Source organism: Thalassotalea sp. ND16A (genome assembly GCF_000764205.1).
Classification (GTDB): Bacteria; Pseudomonadota; Gammaproteobacteria; order Enterobacterales; family Alteromonadaceae; genus Thalassotalea_A.
The window spans coordinates 1-21988 of the sequence record NZ_JQDZ01000104.1; the positions used below are offsets into that span (position 1 = coordinate 1).

A 21988-nucleotide genomic window follows, 5' to 3' on the forward strand; every position below is an offset into this window, starting at 1 on the left:
ATTCTTTCTTAAAAAAGTTTGAAAATACCTTCATAGCGTTTGAGGTTTAGTTTTTTTGTTTTGTGGTGAAATTAATTTAACTAAATTTCAAACGCTTACACAAATATTTGTGGGGATACTTCAGGTTAAAACCCCGCCAACCAATGTTTTCAAAGCTCGATACGCGTTAGGAGGTCCCACACCTCGCTAATGCTCGTGATGGGATGACGTTTAACTGTACCCAGAAAATTTATGCCGTCATCCCCGAGGAGCACTAGCGACATCAGGGACCCCATTCGGGTGCAGCGTGCCTGAGTTAGGTACGCGGTTGGCGGGACTTCAATCTCGCGGTATGGCGATAGCCACTTCTTCTTACCTGCGCATTAGCGCGAGGTTAAAACCCCCGCCAACCAGGTTGTTTTGATGATTTATTTAGTAATTTTTGCTCGCAAAGGAAACGTTTTGGCTGAATTTTGCTCATTTGGCTATACTGTTTTCGTTATAATTACAAAATCAACCGCTATCACAGATGAATAGTAAATTGTTTATTTTCTAATTAGATTAGTTTAATATAACCTTTTTAGAGTTATTATTCTAAAGCGGTCGTTTTCAACCAAGATTTTACCGTTTTTGACTATTGACAAAATTTTTTTACAACAGATTGACAAATGATCATTGCTAAAAAAAATTGGAGTGATTATTCTATTTCTTTTACATATAGAGTTAGGTTATGGAAAATTTATCAGATACTTTTATAGAAGCAGCCGGTCTCATGCTCGTAGGCATGGGATTTGTTTTTGCTTTTCTGGGTTTATTAATTATTGCAATTCAACTTTTGGCAAAGTTTGCAAGCCAATTTCCAGAACCATCTCCAGCTACCAGTAAAGTAAGCACGGGTAAGGCCAGTTCCACTGAGATCCCTGCCGGTGTTGTTGCAGCTATTACCACTGCAGTCGCGCATTACCGCAAGAATAACGCAAAGAATTAGGAGCGAAATATGTCAAGTCCATTAGGTATTACAGAAGTTGTATTAAGAGACGGCCACCAATCATTACTGGCTACTCGTTTTCGTTTAGAAGATATGTTACCAATTGCCAGCAAACTCGATGACATTGGCTATTGGTCGATTGAATCTTGGGGTGGTGCTACATTTGACTCTTGCATCCGTTATTTAGGTGAAGATCCATGGGAGCGTATTCGTAAATTAAAAGCGGCAATGCCAAAAACCAAGCAGCAAATGCTGTTTCGTGGTCAAAATATCTTAGGCTATCGTCATTACGCCGATGACGTGGTAGAAAAATTTGTTGAGCGTGCCCACGTTAACGGTATTGATGTATTCCGTATTTTTGATGCGATGAACGATCCCCGTAATTTACAAACGGCAATTAAAGCCGCGGTGAAAGTGGGCGCGCATGCTCAGGGTACCTTGTCTTATACCGAGAGTCCGGTACATAACTTACAAGGTTGGTTAGACATGGCATCGCAGCTTGAAGATATGGGGGCGCATTCATTATGTATTAAAGACATGTCGGGTTTATTAAATCCATACGATGCCGAAGAATTAATCACTAAACTGAAAGAAACGGTTGAGTTACCATTAGCTTTACATTGCCATGCCACTACTGGTTTAAGCATGGCAACCCACATGAAATCTATCGATGCTGGCATTGATGTAATTGATACTTCAATCTCGTCAATGAGTATGACTTACGGACACTCACCAACAGAAGCTGTTGTTTCTACGGTGCAAGGTCGCGCACGTGACACCGGTTTAGATATGGTTAAGCTGGCTGAAGTTGCCGCTTATTTTCGTGATGTTCGGGAAAAATATGGCAAGTTTGAAGGCAGCTTAAAAGGTGTTGATTCCCGTATTTTATTAGCGCAAGTTCCTGGTGGCATGTTAACCAACATGGAAAGCCAGTTAAAAGAGCAGGGCGCGGCTGATAAATTTGATGAAGTATTGCAAGAAATCCCACGAGTGCGCAAAGATCTTGGTTATATTCCGTTAGTAACACCAACGTCCCAAATCGTTGGTACGCAATCGGTATTAAACGTATTAACCGGTGAGCGTTATAAATCTATCACAAAAGAAACTGCAGGCGTGTTAAAAGGGGAATACGGAGCTACCTCAGCCCCGGTAGATGCTGAATTACAAGCGAAAGTGTTAGATGGTAGCGAAGCCATCACTTGTCGACCTGCCGACTTGCTAGAGTCGGAAATGGATAAACTGGCAAAAGAGCTGACCGAATTGGCGAAAGAGAAAAATATCGAACTGGCTGATGAACAAATTGATGACGTACTCACCTACGCCTTGTTCCCGCAAATTGGCTTGAAGTTCCTGGAAAATCGTAACAATCCAGACGCGTTTGAACCTAAGCCAAGTAAAGACGACGTTAAAGTAGCTGCGGCAGAAGCTGGCGAACCAGAAAGTTATGCAGTACAAGTTGATGGCAAAGTGTATGATGTTATTGTTGCTCCGGGTGGCTCTATTGAACATATCGCGCCATCTGCTGGTGCGCCTATTTCAGCTCCTTCTACTCCTGCTGCAGCGTCAGCTGCCAGTGGCGAAACGCTAAATGCCCCGCTTGCCGGTAACATCTTTAAAGTGTTAGTTAAAGAAGGTGAAAGTGTTAGCGAAGGTGAAGTGGTTATCATCATGGAAGCGATGAAAATGGAAACTGAAATCCGCGCAACTGCCTCAGGTACAGTGGCTATGGTTAATGTAAAAGAAGGTGATGCAGTCGCAGTTGGCGACGCATTGCTAACGCTATAAAGGGTTAATTCGATGGAATCTTTATATACCCTGTGGTTATCTACTGGTCTGGCAAACTTTGAGTTTGGGCAAGTGATCATGATGTTGGTGGGGCTGGGGTTATTGTATTTAGCAATTGCCAAAGGCTTTGAACCCTTATTGTTATTGCCTATTGGTTTTGGTGCTATTTTGACCAACATTCCGGTAGCCGGTTTTTCTGAAGTTGGCGGAATATTGCATTACATCTACTATGCCGGGATTGATACCGGGATATTCCCGTTATTAATCTTTATGGGCGTAGGCGCGATGACAGATTTTGGTGCCTTAATTGCTAACCCAAGAATGTTGTTTTTGGGTGCCGCAGCACAATTTGGTATTTTTGCTACCTTATTTGGTGCGATTGCCTTAAACGCTATTCCTGGTTTCGACTTCAGCTTAAAAGACGCATCCGCAATCGCCATTATTGGTGGTGCCGATGGTCCAACCGCTATTTTCCTTGCCTCTAAATTAGCACCTGAATTACTCGGTGCCATTGCTGTAGCCGCTTATTCATACATGGCATTGGTACCAATTATCCAGCCACCAATTATGAAAGCGCTAACCAATGAAGAAGAGCGTAAAATAGAAATGAAGCAATTGCGTCATGTGACCAAGCTTGAAAAAATTATCTTCCCGCTGGCGGTGTTATTAGCAACAATATTTTTCTTGCCTGCAGCGACACCTTTGGTAGGTATGTTCTGTCTGGGTAACTTAATGCGTGAATGTGGTGTGGTTGACCGTTTAAGCTCTACCGCGCAAAATGAATTGATTAATATTGTGACTATTTTCTTAGGTTTAGGTGTTGGTTCAAAACTGAGTGCCGAAGCATTCTTAAATGTTGAAACCTTAGGTATTCTGGCATTAGGTGCTGTCGCATTCTCAATTGGCACCGCGGCCGGCGTGTTAATGGCGAAATTACTCGGTAAGTTATCAGCAGAGCCAATAAACCCACTGGTCGGGGCGGCAGGAGTTTCAGCAGTGCCTATGGCGGCTCGTGTGGTAAATAAAGTGGGTTTAGAGTCTAACCCTCATAACTTCTTATTAATGCATGCTATGGGTCCAAATGTCGCTGGTGTACTTGGCTCAGCAGTAGCTGCCGGTGTACTGCTTGCGCTAGTAGGTTAACCCTTAAAGAAAAACTTTAAATCAGAGTTGCTATCAACATCAAGCCGAAGTAAATTATTGAAATAATTTACTTCGGCTTTTTTATTCAGGGATGAATTTATCCACGACAGGCAGGAGCCTTCTGAGTGGGTTTATGGATAAGAAAATTTTATGATGACTGTTAAACACGTAAACCAAGGCTTTAAATTAACCATTTTCGGATGTGCACTGTTGACGTTATTTGCCTGTAATAAGGACGAACGAGTTAGCAATACTGATGGAGATGATAAAGGCTCTGCAACGGCTGCAGTGATCCAGGAAAAAAATGAGCCTTGGCTGGAAGTTCCGCAAAACCACTTACTTTATTTAGAATTAAGCACTGGCACTGTAACCATCTTGCTCGCTGATTTCTTTGCCCCGGAGCACAGCAAGTACATACAAGAGCTGGTCAACGAAGGCTTTTATGATGGTTTGCCATTATATCGGGTGATAGAAAATTTTGTGGTACAAGGTGGCGATGCCACGGAGCAAAAAGCAAGTAAGGTTAAACGTCGCATGCAAGCGGAGTTTGACAGGCCAATAAAGCCTGATACAGCATTTAGCTTAGTGCAACAGGGGGATTTATTGGCAGAGCAAACGGGGTTCATTAACGGCTTTGCCGTGGGTCGTTCGATTAGTGAAGAAAAAGAATGGTTAATCCATTGCCCCGGAGCAATTAATTTAGCTCGAGCGGTAGATCCTAATTCAGGAACTACCGACTTTGCTATCATGTTTGGCACGCCGCCGCGACACCTGGACCGAAACATGAGTGTATTTGGCCGTATTGTTGCCGGCTGGGAACATTTTTATCAGGTAAAACGTGGGCCTAAAGAAAACGGTGGGGTGTTTAGCGATGACAGCAAGGCAACCCATATTATCAAAGCCTATTTAGGCTCTAGCCTGGCAATCAATAAACAACAAACTGTTCATATTGAAAATACCGCAACGACTGCTTTTGCCCAACGAATTATAAAACGTCGCGCCTTAGAAAATGAGTTTTATCAATACAAAGGCAATGGCAATATGGATGTCTGCTATTTTCCAATTAAACTTAAATTTGAATAGTGAGAGCCAGCATCGGCTATTGATGCCTGGTCAAACAATCTGACGAGGGGAATAATATATGGAAGCGGATGAAAAAATTAATTATTTAGAGCTGCCGGCAAAAGACTTAGCAGCGATCAAACGCTTTTACCAAGATGCCTTCGATTGGCAATTTGTTGATTACGGCGACGAATATTGCGCGTTTAATGATGGCGCCATCAATGGCGGTTTTTATCAAGCCGATATCCGCAGCTCCTACCAAAGCGGTGGCGCGTTAATTGTTTTGTACAGCAAACAGTTAGAACAAACGGCAGCAAAAGTGTTAAATCATGGTGGCACAATAGTAAAAGCCATTTTTACTTTTCCCGGTGGCCGGCGTTTTCATTTTAGCGACCCCAATGGTAACGAATTGGCAGTGTGGTCAGACAAATAAATTAGGGTCAGAGTCAGGTTTTCTCATTAACCTGACTCTGACCCTCATTATTTTCAATTAGCTCGTTCGGCGATTGCCACCCGATGATGAACCCGAAGAGTTAGCACCGGAAGATTTATTGCCAGAAGGTCGACGGCGAGAGTTAGGTTTACCACTGGTGTTTTTCGCCCAAGGGTTATCTTTTGGCTGTCCGCTACCGGTATGTCTTTTGTTTTTTCCACTGGGTTTATGGCCGCGGGCATTCTCACCGCTACGCTGTCCGTCTTGATGTTCAACTTTCGCTTTCTTCGGTTTTTTCGCTTTCATTGGTCTAACATCGTGCGACTTTGGCACCGCATTGGCGGCTTCAAAACCATCTACCTCGGCACGGTCCAGTATTTTACCGGTGAGTCTTTCAATGGCCACGAGTAGCTTGTATTCATCACCACAAACCAGAGATATGGCGTGGCCGGTACTGCCAGCACGACCTGTTCTGCCAATTCGATGCACATAATCTTCAGCAACATGGGGCAATTCAAAATTAACCACTTGCGGTAGTTGGTCAATATCAATACCGCGAGCGGCAATATCGGTGGCTACTAATACTCGAATAGAGCCTTCTTTAAACTGTGCTAATGCTTTTGTTCTGGCACCCTGACTCTTATTACCATGAATGGCCAACGCGCTAATGCCATCTTTCTCAAAATGCTTGGTTAAGCGGTTCGCGCCATGTTTGGTTTTGGTAAATACCAACACTTGCTGCCAGTTATTGTGGCCAATCAAGTAGGACAGTAGTCGCGGTTTCTTATTTTTATCTGTGGTATACACTAATTGCTCAACCGTGGCTGCGGTAGCATTTCTTGGTGTTACCGATATTTCTACTGGATTGTTCACCAGGCCTTTTGCCAAGGCGCGTATCTCGTCAGAGAACGTCGCTGAGAATAATAAGTTTTGTCGTTGCTTGGGCAGTAAACCAATGATTTTTTTGATATCACGAATAAAGCCCATATCTAACATACGGTCGGCTTCATCCAGCACCAGAATTTCAACTTGCGAAAATTTAATGGCATTTTGCTGATATAAATCCATCAGTCGCCCTGGGGTCGCCACTAAGATATCAACGCCTTTTCTTAATGCCTGCATCTGTGGGTTTATTTTAACGCCACCGAAGACTATGTAGGAACTTAAACCCAGGTTTTTACCGTAGAGGGCAACACTTTCACCAACTTGCGCCGCCAGTTCTCTGGTAGGGGTGAGCACTAACGTGCGAATATGATTCGATTTGACTTTATCGCCTTTGGCTAATTTTTCTAAAATCGGTAGAGTGAAGCCAGCCGTTTTACCAGTTCCGGTTTGGGCTGCTGCCATTACATCCTTGCCTTCCAGTACTGCCGGTATGGCCTGTGCCTGAATAGGTGAAGGGGTTTCGTACCCTTGTTCTTTTACCGCAGATAAAATTTGGGCCGATAGCCCTAGGGAGTCAAAGCTCATAGAAAAGTCTCATTGATTAAGTCATTACGCCATTAGCGTCGCTGTTGCGCCGGCGCAGCTTACAGTATAGCTGTGATTGATGCAAACTGGGCTTGGCTTAGCAAGTTATTGAGTAATGTGGATCATCAGCGTAAAGAAGCCGGCAATAATCAGGTTAAACGCTAAAATATAGGCAAAGCCTTTTAGGCCTTGTTTGGCCGAGTAGCCATGTTTTGTAAGGTACCACCACCAGACTAAACACATAATTACCGGCAGTAAGAAAAACAATCTCATAAGCATATTTGAACAGCCTTAATTTTTATTATTAAACGTATGATAGTTCTTTTAGTGATCGATAGCCATTTATCAACATAAACTAACTTTGCTTAGTCCTTAGTCCTAGTTTGGCCAAGGGCTTCTGGCAACTAGCTACTGGCAGTCTGCATTAATTTTTAGCAGAGTATAAATTGTATGAGATTAAGCATACTGGTTGCTCATTGCTTTTGGAGTGACCCCATAAACGTGGACACTTAACTTACTTCTCTGTAACGCATTAATGGTACTTCACCATGAGTTCCATGAACACGTCACTGATTATAGAAATAATTGATTATCATATGCTTAGAAAAATTACTCCGTCATCCCGTTATGCTTTTGAACGGGACCTCCTAAACTCAAAACGTGCATAGGAACAATGGCTCTTCCGTAAACGTTCCTAGCTTTTCGTTTCTTGCTTCTCATTCCACGGCGCCACCTTAAACAACATCAACATTCCTGGAACGGCCAGTACCGTGCACAATAAGAAAAAGGAAGTCCAACCCATCTGTTCAACAATAAAACCAGTAGAAGCGTTGGCAAAGGTGCGGGGCAGCGCCGTTAAGGCAGTAAATAAAGCAAATTGTGTGGCTGCAAATGTTGGATTGGTCGTTCTGGCAATGAAAGCAGTGAAAGCGGCGGTGCCCAAGCCAACGCCTAAATATTCAAAGCCCATGGCAAATGCCAAAGCGTAGGTGTTATGGCCAATTTCAGCGAGCGCGGCAAAACCCAAAATAGAGATAATTTGCACAAAGCCAAACAACCACAAGGCTCGGTTGATACTGAGCTTAATCATCACAATGCCACCCACCGCTAAGCCGATGGTCATGGCTATTATCGACGCCGTTTTGGCAACCACACCAATTTCGGTGTTACTGAACCCTAAGTCAATGAAGAAGGGGGTTTGTAATGCCGTCGCCATGTTATCGCCGAGTTTGTACAAAAATAAAAAACACAGAATCAGCAACGCCGATGTTATGCCTTCACGATTGATGAAATCTTTAAAGGGTAACACCACGGCTTCTTGCAGAGTATGTGGGGCATTAGGCTCGCGTCGAGCTTCGCTTATGCAAAGGGTCATGATTATGCCGACCAGCATAAATGTCGCCACCACGAAGAACACCAATTGCCAGGGAATATGATCCGCCAAAATAAAACCCAAAGAGCCGGGTACCAGTCCGGACAAACGATACGCCTGTACATGAATTGAATTACCCAGGCCTAACTCATGATCTGGCAACAGTTCACGTCGGTATGCGTCAAGAATGATGTCCTGGCTGGCACTAAAAAAGGCGACAGCTGCGGCTAAATAGGCGACAGTCCAAATCGACATTGTTGGGTTGATATAGCCAAATGCGGCAATAGAGACGAGCAGACAGACTTGTGTTACCAACATCCAGCCACGTCGTCGCCCAAGAAATGGAAATGAATAACGGTCCATCGCCGGTGACCAGATAAATTTCCACACATAAGGAATACCAATTAACGAAAATAAGCCAATTTCCGCTAAACTCACGCCTTCACTACGCAACCAGCCAGGAACCAATTGGTATAAAAAAAACAACGGTAAGCCAGAGCTAAACCCGGTGAAAATACAGATCAACATGCGCTTGTTAAAAATGGCATCTTTAATTGCGGGAGAGGAAGCCGGAGTAGCTGGAGACATTGAAAAACCTAGTTTATTTTTATTTTCATACCAATCAAGTATCGGGCTTGGTATAAGTGAGTGCTTAGGCTAACAAATGCTTGTTCAGAAAAGAAGAGTAATACCAATTTGATTAATTAAAAATTTTCAACCGGCCGCCAGCCGACACAATGAATAGGATAGTTACCATTTCCTTTTAGGTAATCCAGACAGGTTTCAATTTCTGCCCTTAATCTTATGTCGTCTTTTAGGTTGGCAATAGAGCCAAGCTTAATTTCATGAATTAAATGCCAGAATACTCGTTCTCTGGTACTGCTGGGCATGTCATCGGTGACATTAAATTGCGCCCACTCTTCAAAGCAATCCCAAATAAAGCTTTCAACTTCCGTGTGGTGAATGGCACTTTTCAGTAAGGCATCAAGAAAATAAATTAATTGTGATATTTTGTCACTGATGAAATTATCGATATGCACACAACCCTCACAAAAGTAAAAACTAATACCGACCTGTACGAGTTTATCGTTAACTCTGTGCTGATGTGGTTGGTATAAAATCCATTTTCGTAAAGTAGCAAATTCCAGTTACTATTCAATGTAAGCGTAGGTTAAGGGAGTTTGTTTTGCGAATTATTAACGATAAAGATGGATTGAAAATTATTATTTGTCGGACTGTACATGTAACTCATTGATTTGTAAAGTGGTTAATTGTTGGTTGGTTGTTGAATATGTAGATAATCTTCAGGCATTAGTGTGGCTTTAATTAAGATGATCGGCTCCAGCGGAACATCAGGCCAACCTTGACCTTCATGAAAGTCGGTTTTACTGGCGGCCATTTTTTCCAGAACTTCTTCGCCAAATGTTACGCTACCAAATACCGTGTAGCCCCAGCCTCGGCCGGGGTCTAAAGAGGTGTTTTCACCGACGTTAAAAAAGAATTGTCGGATGGAACTGTGTGGATCATTTTGTCTTGCCATAGCTATGCTGCCAAAGCTATTTTTTAAACCGTTTCCCGACTCATTAAAAATCGGCTTGCCTTCTTTTTTCGGGATAAAGTCGCTGTCGTAACCACCACCTTGTACCACAAAATCTTCGATTACACGGTGAAAAATGGTGTTGTTATATTCGGTTGAAATCACATAATGAAGAAAATTGTTCACCGCAATTGGCGCTTTTACCCGGTCAAGCTCAACGACGATCACCCCCATCGAGGTGTCCATTTTTATTTGCGGATAAAGATTGTTAGCGGCAATAATTTTTTCTTTGCCTTGAGCATTGCTCAAAGTGGCAACATTAATCAGAGCCAAAAGAAAGAAAGCAATCATAACCCGCATAGTGTTTAGCCTTTAATAAAGTTTTGTAATTGTTGGTCTTCTAATACTTGCACAATTAATTTCGATAATTGCAAATTAAAGTCTCGTTGTAACTCATCAATGTTGGCGGTTAAGGCGCCGCGCGTAGTCGCTCTTAAAGTAAAAGTTTTTGACAAGGTTTGCGTTGGGTTTTCCACTTTGACTTTTAATTTAATGATAGTGTTGGCTCGGTAATCCAGTACGTCCTGATTTACAAAGGTGCGTGCGCGTAGCACGTTAAACTTCAGGGCCAATTCGGAAATCTCTGCTACGGTTAATCCTTGCGAAGCAAGTTCGTTTGAAAATTGCTGATTTAACACATCGGATAACGTGCTGGTGGAACCAATTAATGTCGAAGGCTCGTCAGCGCTTAATACTTCTACGATATGATAAGTACTGCGTAAGTCACTTACCGAAATGTTCGCGCTTAGGTCTTGGTAAACCTTGTTACTTTGCTTAATTATGGATGGATTTAGTCTAATGGCGGTCGGCTCGCTGGTGCAAGCCATTAGAGATAAAATAGTTAAAACAACTGAGATAAATTTAAAATTCATTACTTCTTCGCTGATAAAATGACAAACTTGTTATTACTGGAAACAGTCTCGCAATTGCCAAATAAACGTTGCAGTTTAATATGGTAGCCAAGGTTTCGGTTGCCTATTATCCTTAATTCTCCACCTTTTTTCAAAGTAATATAACTTTGTTTAAACATTTGCCAGGCAATGTGGTCGGTTACGGCCTGCATTTGGTGAAATGGTGGGTTGCACAGTACCAGATCAAAGCTGCTGCTGGCGACATCGGTTAGACAGTCATTTAGATGAAACTGACATTGTTCTATTTTATCTGGCAAGTTATTGATAATGTTGTCTTTAGATGACTGAACTGCCATGTAAGATTCATCGAAAAAATGCATTTGTAGATCCGGGCTCTTCGCTAACATTGCCAGACCTATCACCCCGTTGCCACAGCCTAAATCGGCAACTTGTAATGCACCGGTAATTTTTGGTAAATTTTGTAACAGCTCTCGGCCACCGATGTCCAGACTGTCTCGGGAAAACACATTGGCAAGGTTGGATATCGAAAATTTACTGTGCTCAAGTGGCCAGACTTTCGCAGGCGGCAATGGGGTTTGCTTGCTGTTGTCAAGCTTGGAAAAAATCAAGCGAGCCTTTTTCACGGCTAAAGACGTGGTGGTGACACCTAAATGCTTTTCAAATAATTTTAGCGTAGAGCTGTGTATATCTTTCGCTCTGGCGCTGGCGATGATTACGGTGTTTTCACTGGCAAATTGTTGAATTTGTTGTAATTGGTATTCTAAATAGGCTTTCGACTTAGGCAGTTTTAACAATACAATATCAATTGCACCATCAATCTGGGTCAAACTGTCTTTAAAGCAAATGCTATCCTGGTCGATATAATTACTTTCAAGATTGTATTTTACCCCTTGTTGAGAAATATAGGAGTCGTGCACCAATTGCAGGTTATGATGGTATAGGTTCACTGTGAGTGCACCAAAACTATCATTGAAAATAACGATGTTTTTACTGTCATTGAGCAGGTTGTTTTCTTGCAAATAATCAATGATGTACTCATCGGCGGCGTCCCAGGCTTGCAAGCTACGGTTAACTTGGGCCAGCGGATATCGCTCCAGGTGTATCGGCATATCATTTTTGAAAAAAGGGCTTAGCATGTGTGGGGATCTTCAACTCAATATTTTAGTTGCGCCATTATCGCAAAGTTTAAGCAAAAAAAACCTAACAATTTGTTAATGAGGTGAAATTTGTCTGTTATTGGTGATGCGGTTGCCCAGCAGTACTGTGCTGGTGAGCTACTGTACTGGCCTGGTTTTTATCCACAATTACTCGCCGATAGTTATTATCAGCGCTGTGTTAATGAGTTAAACTGGTCGCAAGAGCAAATTAAAATGTTTGGCAGGCGAGTCAATATTCCGCGCTTGCAAGCCTGGTATGGTGATGAAGATGCTTACTACACTTATTCTGGGCTGCCATTGCAGCCGCAGCCCTGGCAAAACACGCTGTTAGCGCTCAAGGCTGATTGCGAACATAAACTCGGTTGTCATTTTAATTCGGTACTAGCGAATTATTATCGCAATAATAATGATTCTATGGGCTGGCATAGTGATAATGAAAAGCAACTTGGTGAGCAGCCGCTCATTGCTTCCCTGTCGTTTGGACAAGTGCGCAGGTTTTGTCTGCAGCATAAAAAAAGTGGTGAAAAAGTGGAATTGAATTTACAATCAGGCAGCTTGTTGGTGATGCAGGGCGATTTGCAAAGCAACTGGCAACACAGTTTACCGAAAAGCAAAAAAAACTTACTCGGCCGGGTAAACTTAACGTTTAGGCAAATAATAAATTAATAGCAGCAGTTGCGGAGTATCTGATGAGCATTAAAACCATAATTGAAGAAAAATTAAACCAGGCTTTTTCGCCATTTCATCTTGAAGTGATAAATGAATCGAATATGCACAATGTGCCAGAAGGCAGTGAATCGCATTTTAAAGTCACCATCGTTAGTGAAAAATTTGATGGTTTACGCTTGATCGGGCGCCATCGCGAAGTCAACTCGGTGTTGGCTGATGAACTTGCCAACCATATTCATGCTTTGGCTATGCATACCTATACGCCGCAGCAATGGCAGACAATGAATGCCGATAAGGTACCAAACTCGCCAAATTGCATGGGTAGTGGTAAATAAGCCACTGATTAAATAAAAATAACAACCCGCGTTGAGGACTTAATGTTCAGCTCTTTTTTATCTCGGTTTATCCAAATTACCGACCACTTTACCGAATGGTTAGGCAAAACCATTGCCTGGTTAACGTTAGCCGTAGTATTACTGAGCTTTAGCGTTGTGTTGTTGCGCTACGGTTTTAACCTTGGCTGGGTGGCAATGCAAGAAAGCGTACTATATGCCCATGGTGCCGTATTCATGTTAGGTGCCGCTTATACGTTAAAACATGATGGCCATGTCAGGGTCGATATCTTTTATCAAAAATTTTCAGCCAAACAACGAGCTTGGGTCAACCTGGGTGGTACATTATTTTTATTATTGCCGGTTTGCATTTTTATTTTTTATGTCAGCGTCGATTACGTGTTGCTGTCTTGGGAAATTTTGGAAGAATCAAAAGAACCTGGCGGCATCCCTGCAGTTTACCTGAATAAAACCTTGATTTGGTTATTGGTATTAACTTTATCAGTTCAAGGACTGGCCGAAATAGCTCGTAACTTATTGGTGATTTATCCCAAAACAACACCGCCATCTGATTCAATTTCAACAGCAGAGAAAGAATAATGGAATATTTATCGCTGTTGATGTTTGTCTGCATATGTTTGGTGTTATTGCTTGGCTATCCGGTCGCGTTTTCACTGGCTGGTACGGCATTAATCTTCGCCGGCATCGCCAATCTACTCGGCCATTTCGATGGCTCTTTCTTATTGGCGTTGCCATCGCGTTACTACGGTATTTTAAATAATCAAACCTTGTTGGCGGTACCGTTATTTGTGTTTATGGGGGGGGTGTTAGAGCGAGCCCGTATTGCCGAGGATTTATTATCGACGATGGCGCAATTATTTGGCCGCTTTCGTGGCGGTTTAGCCATTTCGGTGACCCTGGTTGGCATGTTGTTAGCGGCAAGCACCGGCATAGTCGGTGCCACGGTAGTGACTATGGGCTTATTGTCTTTACCAACTATGATAAAACGCGGTTATGATCAGTCTTTTGCTACCGGAATTATTTGTGCTACCGGCACCCTGGGACAGATAATTCCACCATCCATCGCATTAGTATTATTAGGCGATGTGTTATCCAACTCATACCAATTGGCGCAACTAAAACTCGGTAATTTTAATCCCGATACTATCAGCGTTGGTGACTTATTTGCTGGTGCGGTGATCCCCGGGTTATTGCTGGTTGTTTTTTATATTGCTTATTCAACTTATATGGCGGTGTTTAAACCGGAAAAAGTGCCGCCAATTAATTTTGATGATCAGCCCCCACTCAATTTGACCTTATTGGCAAAATCTTTATTTCCACCATTAATTTTAATGTTTGTGGTGTTAGGCTCCATTCTCGGTGGCTATGCCACGCCTACCGAGGCCGCCGGGGTTGGTGCCTTTGGCGCATTGATCTTGGCCAGTGTCAATGGTCAGTTAAATCTTGATAATTTAAAAGCGGTGATGCAAAGCACGGTAAAAATTACCTCTATGGTGTTTTTAATTTTGCTTGGTGCCAGCTTATTTTCGCTGGTATTTCGCGGTTTGGGCGGTGAAGAGTTAATCCATCACTTCTTCGAACAACTGCCAGGTGGGGCGGTAACAGCCACTATTTTGGTCATGCTGGTGATTTTCTTACTTGGGTTTATTCTCGACTTTATCGAGATCACCTTTGTGGTCGTGCCAATCATTGCTCCCATTTTATTGATGATGGACATTAATCCTATTTGGCTAGGGATCATGATCGCAGTAAATCTGCAAACCTCATTTTTAACACCGCCATTTGGATTTGCTCTATTTTATCTGCGCGGCGTCGCCGATAAATCGATAGCCACGGCGAAAATATATAAAGGCGTGATCCCCTTTATTGTGATGCAATTAATGTTATTAATTGCGCTTGCCCTTTGGCCGGAGCTGGTAACTTGGCTACCGACTAAAATTTATGGTTAAATAGTAGGGTCTTTTGATCTTTGCTGTGCATTTTTGCAGCGTTTAGGACTCATTTTAGCAAGGCGTCGCTTTTTGTCGTGTGGTGAGCCACATAAAAAAAGTAGAAACGCAGCAAAAATGAGTCCTAAACGCTGCCCTTCGGGTTTAAACAGGCGAACTTTGCACCGCGTTATGGCTCAATTATTTGGAACAACCAAATTTCAATCGCCAAGCCTTGTTCAAAGCTCGCCTGTTTGAACAAAATTTGTACCGCCAAGATCAACAGACCCTAATATGAGATAAGTCATGGAAACTTCATCTCTATTTTATAAAATAAAAAACAATACCAATTTGATTCATTAACTTGGTATCAATAAACGGATAAAGTCATAACATGAAAAAATACCTCAGCCTTGCTTCAATTGTTTGCGTCTCTGTGGTGCTATTAACCGCGTGTGGAGAAAAAAAATCATCCTCGAGTAGCGAAACAGTGAAGCCGCAACAAACCTATAAATGGAAGTTAGTGACCTCATGGCCAAAGAATTTTCCCGGCCTTGGTGTAGGCCCGGAAAAATTTGCCAAGCAGGTTGAATTAATGAGTGCCGGCCGTTTAAAAATTCAAGTATACGGTGCCGGACAATTAGTACCTGGCTTTGAAGTCTTCGACACGGTCTCAAATGGTACTGCTGAAATGGGCCATAGTGGCGCTTATTACTGGAAAGGTAAAATTCCAGCAGCATCTTTTTTTGCCGCAGTCCCTTTTGGTATGAATGCACAAGAAACCAATGCCTGGTTACATTACGGTGGTGGTTTAGAGCTTTGGCAAAATTTGTATAAGCCATTTGGCATCATCCCGGTAGCTGGCGGTAATACCGGCGTTCAGTTTGCTGGCTGGTTTAACAAAGAAATTAATTCGTTGGATGACTTACAAGGCCTGAAAATGCGCATCGGTGGTATTGGTGGTGAGGTAATGAGCCGAGCTGGCGCCATACCGGTGAATATGCCGGGCGGTGAAATATTTTCATCGCTGCAAAGTGGCGCTCTTGATGCCTCGGAATGGGTTGGACCCTATAACGACTTAGCCTTTGGCTTTTATAAAGCGGCCAAATATTACTATTCGTCGGGTTGGCAAGAGCCAACAGCTACTCTGGAATTTTTAATTAATGAGCAAGCGTTTAAGGCGTTGCCAACAGACTTACAAGAAATTGTTACCGTAGCCGCGCGTGCCGTAAATGATGATATGTTAAGTGAATACACTGCTCGTAATAGCGCCTCACTAAAAACTTTAGTGGAAAAGCATAATGTGCAAGTGCGAACCTTTCCCCCACAAGTCATGGAAAAATTAAAAGCCACCACCAAGGAAGTGATTAACGAAATGGCAGCCAATGATGAAAGTGTTGCACAAGTTTGGTCATCGTATAAAGCATTTTATGATGATATCCGCGCCTATCATAAAATAAGCGTGCAGGCTTATCTCGAAAACAGGCAATAAGTGCATATTTTTACTACTATTGTAGAAAATTAACGAAATAACTGGCTGCTCTGATCTCATTTTGATTTTAAATTGGGTAGAATAGCGCCAGTTTACATTTTTCACTGTTGCTGCTGACGAAAATACGCAGCGGCAAAAAAATAAATTATAAATAAATTAAGGTTTTATTATGATTATCAAACCAAAAGTACGTGGTTTTATTTGTACCAATGCTCATCCTGCAGGCTGTGCCCAACATGTTCAAGAACAAATCGATTTTGTCAAATCGCAACCACAAGCCGATGCCAAGCCAAAAAAGGTGTTAGTGATTGGCGCATCAACGGGTTACGGTTTAGCGTCTCGAATCACTGCTGCCTTTGGTAATGGCGCTAGCACCTTAGGTATATTCTTTGAAAAAGAGCCGACTGAAAAACGAACTGGCTCAGCTGGTTGGTATAACACTGCGGCATTTCAAAATGCTGCCGATGACGCTGGCCTTTATGCAAAAAATATCAATGGCGATGCGTTTTCACATGACATTAAAGCGAAAACCATTGAAACCATTAAAGCCGATCTTGGTCAGGTAGATCTAGTGGTTTATTCACTGGCGTCTCCACGTCGAACCGATCCTGATACTGGTGAAGTTTACGCCTCCGCACTTAAACCAATTGGTAATGGTTTTACCACCAAAAGTTTAAACACTTCAAAACGCGTGATCGAAGAAGTTGCCGTAGAGCCTGCCAGCGAAGAGGAAATTGCCGGTACCATCAAAGTGATGGGCGGTGAAGACTGGGAGCTATGGATGAATGCTCTTAAAGACGCTGGCGTACTAAGCGAAAATGTGAAAACGGTAGCGTACACCTACATAGGTAAAGAATTAACCTGGCCACTATACGGCAAAGCCACCATTGGTCGTGCCAAAGAAGATTTAGACCGAGCCGCCACTGAAATTCGTAAAGTGACCAGTGATTTAAATGGCGAAGCCTTTGTAACCTCGTTAAATGCCGTGGTAACACAAGCCAGCTCTGCCATTCCGATCATGCCTTTATATATCTCTGGTTTATTCAAAGTAATGAAAGCCGATGGCACTCAAGAAAATCCAATTGATCAAATTCAAGGGTTGTTCCGTGACAATTTATACAGCACTGAGCGTTCATTAGACGAGCACAACCGCCTGATGCAAAACCTGAAAGAGCTTGAAGACGATGTGCAAGCACGCGTGCAAACTATCTGGGATCAAGTGGATACCGACAGTATTGATCAATTAACCGATTACACTGGTTATCATCATGAATTTTTGAAACTGTTTGGTTTTGAAGTTGACGGTGTTGATTACGACGCCGATGTTAGCCCTCTAGCGGCTATCAACAATATGATCCAGTAGTAGCATAAACAATACTCTCGCTATTGTTTTAATTTACTCATTACAACTTTAGTCGAACCTGCTGATAAATCAGGTTCGACTAGCTTTATTTAGCCCAAACCAGACAAACTTATTATAACTTTCCTACTCTCTTAGTTATTGTTTTTTATGCGATTTTTAACGCGTATTTGACACATATCAGTATTTTTCCTTAAATTGTTATTAAATGTGTCTCGCTGCATGGAAATCTGGTGCAATTTTTGCTAAAATTCGCGCCAGAAAAATTAACTAAAGCGATCTTGTAAGTTTTCTGGTCTATTTACGACCCGATCCTATGCAAGAAACACTGGATTAATAATTCTCTGATGAGCATTATTAATTTTAAATACTCCCATCAAAGTAGTGCATGTGTTTATGATTACAGTAAAGAAAGGTCTGGATATCCCGGTAAAAGGTGTTCCCCAGCAAGTAATCCATGATGGTTCGACCATCAAAACTGTTGCAACCCTAGGTGAAGAGTTTGTGGGTATGCGCCCAACCATGTTTGTTAAACTTGGTGACAGCGTAAAAAAAGGTCAGGTGCTTTTTGAAGATAAAAAGAATCCTGGCGTTAAATTCACAGCCTCTGCAGCCGGTGTTGTAAAAGAAATTAACCGTGGTGAAAAGCGTGTTTTGCAATCTGTTGTTATCGAAGTAAATGGTGACGAAGAAGAAACATTTAACGCTTATTCAACAGAGCAATTATCAACTCTTTCTCGTGAAGATGTTGAAGCCAACCTGGTAAACTCAGGTTTGTGGACCGCTCTGCGTACTCGCCCATTCAGCAAATCTCCGGCTTTAGGTAGCGTTGCTGCAGATATCTTTGTTAGTGCGATGGATACCAATCCGTTAGCAGCTAACCCAGAAGTGATCATTAACGAGCAAAGCGAAGCCTTTGTAAACGGTTTGGCCGTTTTATCTCGTTTAACTTCTGGTAAAGTATTTGTATCAAAAGCGCCAGGCGCAAACATTCCTGCAGGCACTGCCAGCGTGAATGAATTTTCCGGCAAGCATCCAGCAGGTTTGGTTGGTACTCATATCCACTTCTTGTCAGCTGTATCGGCTACTAAAGTGGTATGGCATATTGGCTATCAGGACGTTATCGCTGTGGGTACGTTATTTACTACCGGTAAATTAGACAGCAATCGTGTTATTTCATTAGCCGGCCCTGCGGTAACTACCCCTCGTTTAGTGCGTACCATCTTAGGTGCTAATACTGATGACTTAACTGCAGGTGAATTAGCCGACGGTGAAGTGCGAGTAGTTTCTGGTTCTCCGCTACAAGGCGATGCAGCCAAAGGTGTTCACGCCTATCTTGGTCGTTTCCATGTACAAGTGAGTGCTTTGAGCGAAGGTCGTGAAAAAGAATTCATTGGTTACATGATGCCTGGTGCAAATAAATTCTCTGTTACTCGTGCCTATCTTTCGCACATTTTTACTAGCAAAGTGTTTAACATGACAACCACAACTAACGGCTCAGCTCGTGCCATGGTGCCAATTGGTAACTATGAACGCGTTATGCCGCTAGATATTTTACCTACCTTGTTACTACGTGACCTGGCTTCTGGTGACACCGACGGTGCTCAGCAACTAGGTGCATTAGAGCTAGACGAAGAAGATTTAGCGCTATGTACATTCGTATGTCCTGGTAAAACTGATTATGGCGTTATCCTTCGTGATTGCCTAACCACTATTGAGAAGGAAGGTTAGACATGGGCTTGAAAAAGTTTATTGAAGATATCGAGCCGCATTTTGAAAAAGGCGGTAAGCACGAGAAATGGTTCGCATTATACGAAGCCGTTGCTACGGGCTTATTTACTCCTGGTTACGTCACTAAGGGTAAAACTCACATTCGTGACAGTATTGATCTAAAACGTATTATGATCACTGTTTGGTTAGCCGTATTCCCGGCTATGTTTTTTGGTATGTACAACATTGGTTACCAAGCCGTTGATGCCTTATCTGCCGGTTATGCCTTAGCAGACTCTTGGCAGGTTGGTCTATTCCACATGGTTGGCGGGCAATTAACCGCAGATTCCGGTTGGTTTAGCATGATGCTGTACGGTGCTTTCTTCTTCCTGCCAATTTATGCCACGGTATTTATTGTAGGTGGTTTCTGGGAAGTATTATTTGCCGCAGTGCGTAAGCATGAAGTAAACGAAGGCTTCTTCGTAACCTCAATTTTATTCGCGCTAATCTTACCGGCAACGATTCCGTTATGGCAGGCGGCTTTAGGTGTTACCTTTGGTGTGGTTATTGCCAAAGAAATCTTCGGCGGTACTGGTAAAAACTTCTTAAACCCGGCATTAGCGGGTCGTGCATTCTTATTCTTCGCTTACCCTGCTGAAATATCAGGTGATGCAGTGTGGGTTGCCGTCGATGGCTTCTCTGGTGCGACACCATTAAGCGCGGCATTATCTGGTGCGGGTCAATACGCTATGGACGCTGCCTGGTGGGATGCCTTCTGGGGTTTCATTCCGGGCAGCGTTGGTGAAGTGTCAACATTTGCCTGTTTATTAGGTGGTGCCTACATCCTTTATAAAGGTATTGCTTCATGGCGTATCGTGGTAAGTGTATTTGGTGGCATGGTAGCAACAGCATTCCTGTTCAATGCCATTGGCTCAGACACTAACATGATGTTTGCTATGCCTTGGTACTGGCATTTGGTTGTTGGTGGTTTTGCCTTTGGTATGATGTTCATGGCAACCGACCCGGTAACTATGTCATTTACCAATACCGGCAAGTACTTCTTTGGTGCTTTAGTTGGTGTCATGGTTGTGCTGGTACGTGTTGTTAATCCGGCTTTCCCGGAAGGCATGATGTTAGCCATTTTATTTGCTAACTTGTTTGCACCATTATTTGACTACTTTGTAGTTCAGTCAAACATCAAACGGAGGCTTGCACGTAATGTCTAGTAAAAAAGAAAGCTTTATCGGAACGGTTGGTTTCGTAGTTGTTGTTTGTTTAGTATGTGCGGCATTAGTTTCTGTTTCTGCAGTGCAATTAAAGCCACTACAAACAGCGAATAAATTACTTGATAAACAAACCAAGATTTTAGAAGCTGCCGGCTTATTAGAATTGGGCGTTGATAAGGGCATTGTTGCTACTTATAACCAATTCGTAACCGCGAAAATGATTGACGTCAAAACTGGTGAATACGTTGATGGCAACCCTGATATGTTTGACGAGCGTCGTGATGCCCGTGATACAGCTAAATCAGTGAAACCAGAGAATGATATCGCCGGTATCAATCGTCGTGCTAACTCAGCAGTTGTCTACTTAGTCACTGACGGTTCAGGTTCGGTAAATACCGTAATTCTACCTATTGTCGGTTCAGGTCTTTGGGACTTAATGTACGGCTTCATCGGTTTCGAAGCCGACTTGAACACGGTTAAGAGTGTTGTTTACTCTGACCATAAGGAAACTCCGGGCTTAGGTGCAGAAGTAATGAACCCTAGGTGGAAAGCCTTATGGCCTGGCAAAAAAATGTATAACGACAATGGCGACATTGCTATTCGTATCGTTAAAGGTGGCGCTAAAAAAGGCGACCTTCACGGTGTAGATGCATTATCAGGTGCGACTCTTACAAGTGCTGGTGTTGAGAAAACAATTCATTTTTGGTTAGGTGACGAAGGCTACGGCCCGTACATCTCTAACATTCGTGAAAAGGGGCTTAACTAATGAGCGATGCAAGTACTAAAAAAGTATTAACGCAACCTATCGTTGATAACAACCCAATTGCCTTACAAGTACTCGGTATTTGTTCTGCTCTTGCGGTAACTAGTTCAATGGCAAACGCGTTAGTTATGACTCTCGCGGTTGTATTAGTTACAGCGTTTTCAAACTTATTTATTTCGATTATTCGTAATCATATACCTTCAAGTGTACGTATTATCGTGCAAATGGCGATTATCGCGTCTTTAGTAATCGTGGTTGACCAAGTGTTAAAAGCTTTTTCATACCAGTTATCTAAAGAACTTTCGGTATTCGTTGGCCTGATCATTACTAACTGTATTGTAATGGGTCGTGCAGAAGCATTTGCGATGAAAGAAAAGCCAGTAGTAAGCTTTATGGATGGTATCGGTAACGGTTTAGGTTACGGTGCAATCTTGATGGTTGTTGCTTTCTTCCGTGAGCTATTTGGTTTTGGTACTTTCTTCGGTATCGAAGTACTGCCACTAGTACAAAACGATGGTTGGTATCAAGCCAACGGTCTTTTAGTATTACCATTTAGTTCATTCTTCATCATTGGTTTAGTCATCTGGGCAATTCGCCAGTGGAAACCAGAGCAAGTAGAGAAGGATTAA

General features: G+C 42.6%; 22 protein-coding genes. 15 read left to right on the forward strand and 7 right to left on the reverse strand.

The genetic code is table 11. The features are described 5' to 3' along the window. The first annotated feature begins 709 nt into the window (after positions 1 to 709). From ND16A_RS04680 to ND16A_RS04665, 5 genes are all read left to right on the forward strand, one after another. Positions 710 to 967: an OadG family protein gene (locus ND16A_RS04680; RefSeq protein WP_033078574.1), complete on the forward strand. Its 258-nt coding sequence runs from the start codon at positions 710 to 712 to the stop codon at positions 965 to 967. A 9-nt stretch (positions 968 to 976) separates the two neighbouring features. Then, positions 977 to 2752 carry a sodium-extruding oxaloacetate decarboxylase subunit alpha gene (gene oadA, locus ND16A_RS04675; RefSeq protein WP_033078575.1) on the forward strand — a complete coding sequence of 592 codons (1776 nt, stop codon included), beginning with the start codon at positions 977 to 979 and terminating at the stop codon, positions 2750 to 2752. Between the two features lie 12 nt (positions 2753 to 2764). Beyond that, complete coding sequence (locus ND16A_RS04670) at positions 2765 to 3895, forward strand: sodium ion-translocating decarboxylase subunit beta (protein WP_033078576.1); 1131 nt, start codon at positions 2765 to 2767, stop codon at positions 3893 to 3895. A 150-nt stretch (positions 3896 to 4045) separates the two neighbouring features. Continuing rightward, on the forward strand, positions 4046 to 4978 hold the full coding sequence (locus ND16A_RS0119555; protein ID WP_052073233.1) for a peptidylprolyl isomerase: 933 nt from the start codon (positions 4046 to 4048) through the stop codon (positions 4976 to 4978). A 58-nt stretch (positions 4979 to 5036) separates the two neighbouring features. Further along, a complete protein-coding gene (locus ND16A_RS04665; RefSeq protein WP_033078577.1) occupies positions 5037 to 5390 on the forward strand; it encodes a VOC family protein in 354 nt (117 codons plus the stop codon). 57 nt (positions 5391 to 5447) lie between these two features. Here ND16A_RS04665 and ND16A_RS04660 read toward each other — a convergent pair whose 3' ends face one another. The 7 genes from ND16A_RS04660 to ND16A_RS04635 all read right to left on the reverse strand — a co-directional run bounded on the left by ND16A_RS04660 (position 5448) and on the right by ND16A_RS04635 (position 11837). Continuing rightward, positions 5448 to 6860 (reverse strand): DEAD/DEAH box helicase, encoded by a 1413-nt coding sequence (locus tag ND16A_RS04660; RefSeq protein ID WP_033078578.1) that lies wholly within the window; start codon positions 6858 to 6860, stop codon positions 5448 to 5450. A 105-nt stretch (positions 6861 to 6965) separates the two neighbouring features. After that, a complete protein-coding gene (locus ND16A_RS21535) occupies positions 6966 to 7139 on the reverse strand; it encodes a hypothetical protein (RefSeq protein ID WP_200880853.1) in 174 nt (57 codons plus the stop codon). A 415-nt stretch (positions 7140 to 7554) separates the two neighbouring features. Next, positions 7555 to 8820 carry an AmpG family muropeptide MFS transporter gene (locus ND16A_RS04655; RefSeq protein ID WP_033078579.1) on the reverse strand — a complete coding sequence of 422 codons (1266 nt, stop codon included), beginning with the start codon at positions 8818 to 8820 and terminating at the stop codon, positions 7555 to 7557. A 116-nt stretch (positions 8821 to 8936) separates the two neighbouring features. Continuing rightward, on the reverse strand, positions 8937 to 9272 hold the full coding sequence (locus tag ND16A_RS04650; RefSeq protein WP_033078580.1) for a hypothetical protein: 336 nt from the start codon (positions 9270 to 9272) through the stop codon (positions 8937 to 8939). A 227-nt stretch (positions 9273 to 9499) separates the two neighbouring features. Then, positions 9500 to 10129, reverse strand: coding sequence for a peptidylprolyl isomerase (locus tag ND16A_RS04645; RefSeq protein ID WP_033078581.1), 630 nt, complete (start codon positions 10127 to 10129; stop codon positions 9500 to 9502). Positions 10130 to 10134: 5 nt separating this feature from the next. Further along, positions 10135 to 10701, reverse strand: coding sequence for a YajG family lipoprotein (locus ND16A_RS04640; RefSeq protein WP_033078582.1), 567 nt, complete (start codon positions 10699 to 10701; stop codon positions 10135 to 10137). Continuing rightward, positions 10701 to 11837 (reverse strand): methyltransferase, encoded by a 1137-nt coding sequence (locus ND16A_RS04635; RefSeq protein ID WP_052073234.1) that lies wholly within the window; start codon positions 11835 to 11837, stop codon positions 10701 to 10703. Before ND16A_RS04635 ends, ND16A_RS04640 begins: the two co-directional genes overlap by 1 nt. A 90-nt stretch (positions 11838 to 11927) precedes the next feature. On the opposite strand from ND16A_RS04635, the gene ND16A_RS04630 reads away from it, so the two are divergent. The 10 genes from ND16A_RS04630 (at position 11928) to ND16A_RS04585 (ending at position 21988) form a co-directional block, all read left to right on the forward strand. Next, the gene (locus ND16A_RS04630) at positions 11928 to 12524 is read left to right on the forward strand and encodes an alpha-ketoglutarate-dependent dioxygenase AlkB family protein (protein WP_052073235.1); all 597 of its coding nucleotides are present in this window, start codon (positions 11928 to 11930) and stop codon (positions 12522 to 12524) included. Positions 12525 to 12547: 23 nt separating this feature from the next. Continuing rightward, positions 12548 to 12862: a transcriptional regulator BolA gene (bolA, locus tag ND16A_RS04625; RefSeq protein WP_033078583.1), complete on the forward strand. Its 315-nt coding sequence runs from the start codon at positions 12548 to 12550 to the stop codon at positions 12860 to 12862. 42 nt (positions 12863 to 12904) lie between these two features. After that, entirely contained in the window at positions 12905 to 13459 is a 555-nt protein-coding gene (locus ND16A_RS04620; protein WP_033078584.1) for a TRAP transporter small permease subunit, read from the forward strand. Continuing rightward, positions 13459 to 14829, forward strand: coding sequence for a TRAP transporter large permease (locus tag ND16A_RS04615; RefSeq protein ID WP_033078585.1), 1371 nt, complete (start codon positions 13459 to 13461; stop codon positions 14827 to 14829). Before ND16A_RS04620 ends, ND16A_RS04615 begins: the two co-directional genes overlap by 1 nt. Positions 14830 to 15202: 373 nt before the next feature. Beyond that, a complete protein-coding gene (locus tag ND16A_RS04610) occupies positions 15203 to 16300 on the forward strand; it encodes a TRAP transporter substrate-binding protein (RefSeq protein WP_033078586.1) in 1098 nt (365 codons plus the stop codon). Between the two features lie 169 nt (positions 16301 to 16469). After that, a complete protein-coding gene (fabV, locus tag ND16A_RS04605) occupies positions 16470 to 17663 on the forward strand; it encodes an enoyl-ACP reductase FabV (RefSeq protein ID WP_033078587.1) in 1194 nt (397 codons plus the stop codon). A gap of 393 nt (positions 17664 to 18056) precedes the next feature. Continuing rightward, a complete protein-coding gene (locus ND16A_RS04600) occupies positions 18057 to 19391 on the forward strand; it encodes a Na(+)-translocating NADH-quinone reductase subunit A (protein ID WP_033078588.1) in 1335 nt (444 codons plus the stop codon). Positions 19392 to 19393: 2 nt separating this feature from the next. Next, positions 19394 to 20596, forward strand: coding sequence for an NADH:ubiquinone reductase (Na(+)-transporting) subunit B (locus tag ND16A_RS04595; protein ID WP_033078589.1), 1203 nt, complete (start codon positions 19394 to 19396; stop codon positions 20594 to 20596). Continuing rightward, a complete protein-coding gene (locus ND16A_RS04590; RefSeq protein WP_033078590.1) occupies positions 20589 to 21362 on the forward strand; it encodes a Na(+)-translocating NADH-quinone reductase subunit C in 774 nt (257 codons plus the stop codon). Before ND16A_RS04595 ends, ND16A_RS04590 begins: the two co-directional genes overlap by 8 nt. Then, a complete protein-coding gene (locus tag ND16A_RS04585) occupies positions 21362 to 21988 on the forward strand; it encodes an NADH:ubiquinone reductase (Na(+)-transporting) subunit D (RefSeq protein ID WP_033078591.1) in 627 nt (208 codons plus the stop codon). Before ND16A_RS04590 ends, ND16A_RS04585 begins: the two co-directional genes overlap by 1 nt.